Annotated in this window: 4 protein-coding genes and 1 pseudogene; 2 read left to right on the top strand and 3 right to left on the bottom strand. The window is 75.7% G+C overall.

The window, feature by feature from the left end; genetic code table 11:
- The 3 genes and pseudogenes from ABZ914_RS47975 to ABZ914_RS47965 form a co-directional block, all read right to left on the bottom strand.
- A pseudogene (locus ABZ914_RS47975) lies at positions 1 to 899 on the bottom strand (hypothetical protein); the annotation flags it as partial.
- Between the two features lie 244 nt (positions 900 to 1,143).
- Positions 1,144 to 2,076 (bottom strand): threonine ammonia-lyase, encoded by a 933-nt coding sequence (locus ABZ914_RS47970; RefSeq protein WP_500201299.1) that lies wholly within the window; start codon positions 2,074 to 2,076, stop codon positions 1,144 to 1,146.
- A complete protein-coding gene (locus tag ABZ914_RS47965) occupies positions 2,073 to 2,267 on the bottom strand; it encodes a hypothetical protein (protein ID WP_500201298.1) in 195 nt (64 codons plus the stop codon). The genes ABZ914_RS47970 and ABZ914_RS47965 overlap by 4 nt, the downstream gene beginning before the upstream one ends.
- An 18-nt stretch (positions 2,268 to 2,285) precedes the next feature.
- On the opposite strand from ABZ914_RS47965, the gene ABZ914_RS47960 reads away from it, so the two are divergent.
- Positions 2,286 to 2,927, top strand: a complete 642-nt coding sequence (locus ABZ914_RS47960) for a hypothetical protein (RefSeq protein WP_387023634.1) — start codon at positions 2,286 to 2,288, stop codon at positions 2,925 to 2,927.
- 289 nt (positions 2,928 to 3,216) lie between these two features.
- Positions 3,217 to 3,963, top strand: coding sequence for a M50 family metallopeptidase (locus ABZ914_RS47955; RefSeq protein WP_500201297.1), 747 nt, complete (start codon positions 3,217 to 3,219; stop codon positions 3,961 to 3,963).
- The last annotated feature ends 82 nt before the right edge of the window (positions 3,964 to 4,045 follow it).

Below are 4,045 nucleotides of genomic sequence, written 5' to 3'. Positions count from 1 at the left end.
CCCGCGAGGGTGCGGGGCGCCGGTTCCCAGGGCGCGAGGAGGTAGCGTCCGCCGCCGAGGGCGATCGGGGCGGACGCGTCGGTGCCGGCGGTGACGACGTCCAGGCCGGGCGGGGCGTAGCGGGCGACGCGGTCGCCGCGCCGCATCAGCGCGAGCGGCGCGCCGCCCGCGTGCCCGGCGTAGAGGAGCTGGGCGGTGCCGCCGCCGGGGCTCCGGCCGCCCTTGGCCGCCGCCCATGCGGCTGCGGCGCGGTCGAGGAACGCGCGGTCGCCGGCGAGGTCGCCGCGCGCGGGCCAGGCGTCCAGGGTGCGGGCGCCGCGCGTCCAGGCGGACGGCGGGGCCGCGGCGAGCCGCAGGCTCGGGGCGGCGGCGCCCGGCCGTCCCGACCCGGTGTGGATCAGCACGCCGACCAGCGCGGTGGTGAGCGCGGCGGCCGTCACCAGCGGCAGCACCGAGCGGGTCCGGACGGGGCGCAGGTGCGCCGGGTCGAACCGCTCGGCGCGGTGCGGGACGGGGATCGAGACGGCGCAGGCGGCGTCGATGACGGGCCAGGGGTCGCGCACCCGCAGCTCCCGGAGCTGGTCGCGGACGGCGTACTTCGGCAGGCCCTCGATGCGCAGCAGCACGTAGGCGACCCGCACGTACGGGTCGAGCTCGGCGAGCGCGGCGGTCAGCGCCGGGTCGGGCAGCCGCGCGGGCAGCGCGCGCAGCCAGGGGCCGAGGCCGATCTGCAGGCGGCGGGAGGGGCGCAGCGCGCGGCGCAGCACGCGGGTGCGGCGGCGGGCGAGGCCGGGGGCGGTGCGGTCGCGCGGGCCGCGGGCGGTGGCGTCCACGATCCGGCGGGCGACCGCCAGCCGGTAGACGCGCTTTCCGCGGCCCGGAAGAACGAAATACGCCATTCGGACGAGATTTCCGTAATGCGATTTCCTGGGCGGCGATTCCGGCGCCGGCTGCGCGATGACGTCCTCCGTCACGGCGGGCCCCTCCCCCTTCCGTTCCCGGGCGCGGCGCCCCTCGCACCGCGGAGACCGAGGTTATGCGGCACCGGCGCGCGCTGGAGCGGAATTGGGGCAACGATGGGCAACGCCAAAAGAAATGTCCCCTATTTCCGTACGGAAAAGGCGCGGCGGCCCCGGGCCCGCGTCAGGAACGCAGGGCGTCCGTGTACGCCGGGAGGGTGATGTTGCGGCCGGACACGACCACGACCGGCCGGCCGGTGATCTCGACCTTGCCGGCCAGCACCGCCGCGACGCCCGCCGCGCCCGCGCCCTCGGCGACCAGGCCGTGCTCGGCGAACAGCCAGCGCAGCGCGGTGCGGATCTCGGCGTCGGTGACGGCGGTCAGCGCCGCGTCCGCGCCGATCACCTCCGGCGTCACGCAGCCGGCCTCCAGGTTCCCGGGCAGCCCGTCGGCGAACGTCTCGCCGACCTCCACCTCGACGACCCGCCCGGCGGCGACCGACGCCGACACGCCGCGCGACACCGCCGACTCCACCCCGACGATCCGCACGCCGCCGCGCTCGCGCGCCCACAGGCTGAGCCCGGCGAGCAGCCCCCCGCCGCCGACCGGCGCGATCACCGTGAGCGGGCCGTCCGCCTCCGCGTCCAGCTCCCGGCCGATGGTGCCCTGCCCGGCGATGACCGCCGGGTCGTTGTAGGGCGAGACGTAGTGGCCGGGCAGCGTCGTCGCGTGCGCCTCGGCCTCGTCGTAGGTGTCGCCGTGCAGGACGAGCCGGACCGGGAACGCGCCGATCCGATCCACCTTCACCGGGGACGCCCGCCTCGACACGACCACCGTCACGTCCGCACCGGACCGGGCCGCCGCGTACCCCATGCCGAGACCGTGGTTGCCGGCGCTCGCGGTGACGGCCGGCGTGCCGTCCGGCAGCGCCGCCACGGCGGCGAGCGCGCCGCGCACCTTGAACGAGCCGGTCGGCTGGAAGGTCTCCAGTTTCAGCAGCGCGTCCGGTGCCAGGCCGGACGGGACGGCGGGCGTCGGCGCGAGCACCGCGGACACCGCCTCCCAGGCCAGCTCCAGGTCCAGCGAGCCCGGCACGCGGACCCGGCGGGCCGTCACGAGCCGTTCCCCGGCGTTCCGTCCCGCCCGGTGCGGTCCAGCCGCTCGTGCAGCCGGCTCCGGATCTCCTCCGGCGTGTACGCGCGGCGCCGCCGCTCGGAGCGCACGATCACCGCCCCGGTCGCCGCCACTCCGAGGAACCCCGCGATGCCCAGCGCCTTCCACAGGCCGGCCCTTCTCCACCACCGCATGGGGCTACGGTATCGATCATGCCGGGCACGAGCATCTCCCTCGACGAGGCCGCCGACCTGACCCGCACCGGCGACGTGTGGCTGTTCCGCGGCCGGACGGTCGCCGACCGCGCCATCCAGATGACGACGAACAGCCCGGTGAACCACGTCGGCATGTCGCTGGTCATCGACGACCTGCCGCCCCTGATGTGGCACGCCGAGCTCGGCCGCTCGCTGCCGGACCTGTGGTCGGGCGGCCACCAGCGCGGCGCGCAGCTCCACGACCTGCGCGACGCCGTGCTGACGTGGGGCGACCGGTACGGGCAGCGGGCCTGGCTGCGGCAGCTCGACCCGCCGGCGTCCGGGGAGATGGAGGACGCGGCGCTGCGCGCGGTGGCCCGGCTGGACGGCACGCCGTTCCCGTCCACGTCGCGGCTGGCGTCGCGGTGGCTGCGCGGCCGGGTCCCGATCCGCCGCCCGGCCGAGCGCGACATGAACCTGGAGACGGCGTTCTGCGCGGAGATCGTCGCGGTGACGTACCAGGCGATGGGGCTGCTGCCGAAGGGCCGCCGCCCGAACTGGTTCGACCCGGGCCGGTTCTGGAGCGGCGACGACCTTGACCTGGAGTCGGGCGCGGTCCTCGGCGGCGAGATCGCCGTCGGCCTGCCCGCGCGCCCCTAGCGCGGCGACTCGGGGCGGGCGGACGTCCGGGAGCGGGTCGAACCGCGTCCGGCCGAGCCCCGCGGACGTCTCTCCCGTCGGCGCGGTCACGCCATATCCGGCACGTCTCGACAAAGCGCGAGTTACGCGACAGTAGGCGTGACGTGGAACACAACCGGCCGATCACCCGTGCCGTCCGATGTCGGTTCCGGCGGGCTTCGCCGCATCCCTAGCGTCACGAACCGAACGCGAACGTTATCCCCGACGTCCTAATGTTGGGCATCCCCCGACCGACGACCCCGAGGTGGACGTGGAACACGCAAGCATCGCCGACCTGTGGAACCGCGTGACGGGAACGCAGCCGGACCCCCCGTGGTGGCTCGTCGTCCTCGTCGGCGTCGTCGCGCTGGCCGCGGTGCTGCACGGCCCCACCTGGCGGGTCGCGCGCAACACCGTGACGATCGCGCACGAGGGCGGGCACGCGCTGATCGCCCTGCTCACCGGCCGCAAGCTGGACGGCATCAAGCTGCACTCCGACACCTCCGGCGTCACCGTGTCGCGCGGCAAGCCGCACGGCCCCGGAATGATCTTCACCGCGATGGCCGGGTACGTGACGCCGCCGCTGCTCGGCCTGTTCTTCGCGCTGCTGCTCGCCGACGGCCGCATCACGCTGATGCTCTGGTTCACCCTCGCCCTGCTCGCCGCGATGCTCGTGATGATCCGCAACGCCTACGGGGCGCTGTCGGTCGTCGCGACCGGCGCGGTCGTCTTCCTGGTGTCGTGGTTCGGCAGCGCCGAGGTGCAGGCCGGCTTCGCCTACCTCGCCGCCTGGTTCCTGCTCCTCGCCGCTACGCGGCCGGTGATCGAGCTCCAGCGGATGCGCGCCCGGCACATGGCGCCGAGCTCCGACGCCGACCAGCTCGCGCACCTCACCGGCGTCCCTGGCCTGGCGTGGGTCACCCTGTTCGGCGCCACCGCCCTCGTCGCCCTCCTCGCCGGCGGCGCCCTCCTCTTCCCCGACGTCTCCCTCCACCTCCCCACCCTCCCCGGCCAATAGGACCGCTTCCGGTCACCGCGCCGCCGCACGCCGGGACCGGCGTCCAGGATGGGTCATGGGCGACGACCACCGGCGGCCCGCC

Source organism: Spirillospora sp. NPDC046719, from assembly GCF_040645715.1.
Classification (GTDB): domain Bacteria; phylum Actinomycetota; class Actinomycetes; order Streptosporangiales; family Streptosporangiaceae; genus Spirillospora.
The sequence above is the reverse complement of the archived record's forward strand: the minus strand, read 5'-3'. Positions and strand labels throughout refer to the sequence as shown.